Annotated in this window: 1 protein-coding gene; it reads right to left on the reverse strand. The window is 71.4% G+C overall.

The window, feature by feature from the left end; all coding sequences use genetic code 11:
- Positions 1 to 24: 24 nt before the first annotated feature.
- The gene (locus ABD644_RS22630) at positions 25 to 1263 is read right to left on the reverse strand and encodes an IS110 family RNA-guided transposase (protein WP_344691625.1); all 1239 of its coding nucleotides are present in this window, start codon (positions 1261 to 1263) and stop codon (positions 25 to 27) included.
- Positions 1264 to 1460: the final 197 nt, after the last annotated feature.

A 1460-nucleotide genomic window follows, 5' to 3' on the forward strand; every position in this document is an offset into this window, starting at 1 on the left:
TCAGACATCCCATGGTGTGGGGCGTCAAGCCGCGGTGGCGGTGAGCTGGGGCCAGGCGGTGTGTTCGTTGTACTGGGTTCTGGTCTTGAGGCAGCCGTGGAGGATGCCGACCAGGCGGTTGGCGAGTTGGCGCAGGGCGGCGTGGTGACCGATGCCGCGGGAACGGAGGGCGTCGTAGTAGGCGCGGGCGCCGGGTGAGGCGTTGAGCGCGCAGAAGGCCCATTGGTGGGTGGCGTCGCCGAGATGTCTGTTGCGGGCGTAGCGGGCCAGTACGACCCTGCGGGTGCCGGAGGCGCGGGTGATCGGTGAGGTGCCGGCGTAGTTCTTGCGTGCCTTGGCGTCGGCGTAGCGGTGCGGGTCGTCGCCGAACTCGGCCAGGACCCGGGCGCCGAGGACCGGTCCCAGCCCGGGCTGGCTGGTGACGATCTCAGCGTCCGGGTGCCGGCCAAAACCCTCGGCCACCACCGCCTGCAGCTCGCCGATCTGCTTGTTCAGCTGGGCGATCAGCTGGACCGCGGTGGTCACGATGACCGCGTAGGCCGCCTCGATCGGCGGCGCCTGCCGCAGCGCCGGCGCCCGCAGCAGCGCCTGAATGGCCTCGGCCTTGACCTCTGGGTCGCGGCGGCGGGCCCGGCGCAGGGCGGCGGTGATCTTCGACCGCGACAGCCGAGCGGCCCGCGCCGGATCCGGAGCCCGCTCGAGCAGCTCGAGGGCCTCGGGGGCCATCAGGTCGGGAAACGCCTCGAGTGCGGCGGGGAAAAACTCTCGCAGCGCACTGCGCAGCCGCTGGAAGTGGCGGGTGCGGTCCCAGATGAACGCCTGATGCGAGCGGGCGACCAGCTTCAACCCGTCCACCTCGGGGCTGTCCCCGGCGATCGGCCGGTGGTGGTCCCGGTCCAGCCGGACGATCTCGGCCAGCACATGGGCATCTCCGCGGTCGGACTTGGCGCCGGAGGCCCCGTGCCGCTCCCGGTAGCGGGCCACCTGCACCGGGTTGAGCGGGAACACCTGGTAGCCGGCCGCCACCAGCGCCGACACCCAATTGCCGCGGTCGGTCTCGATCCCGACCATCACGCTCTGCGCGAGGAACCCGGTCTCCGGGTCGGCGTCGTCGTCGGTCAGGTGCTCGGCGATCAGTTCGTGCAGCCGAGCCAGCCCGGCGATCCCCTCGGGTAGTCGGGCCCGGGCCAGCCGGTGCCCCTGCTCGTCTTGGACCTCGATGTCGTGGTGGGCCTCGGCCCAGTCATCGCCCACGAACAGCATTCGTGCCCCCTCTGCGTCGGCTCCTGCGGTCGGCAGCGTGGAGGGGACGGCCAGCGGCCTAATGGCCAAGTGCTCACCGAGCCACAGGCTCGGGGCACGTCATCCCATCAGCGGTCAGACCCCCTCACGACCGGTGGGCGCACGATCTGACCCTAGGAATCCAACCCGTTCCAGGCGGCGAGAGTGCTGACCCACCG

Source organism: Blastococcus jejuensis, from assembly GCF_039534705.1.
In the GTDB taxonomy this organism is placed as follows: domain Bacteria; phylum Actinomycetota; class Actinomycetes; order Mycobacteriales; family Geodermatophilaceae; genus Blastococcus_B; species Blastococcus_B jejuensis.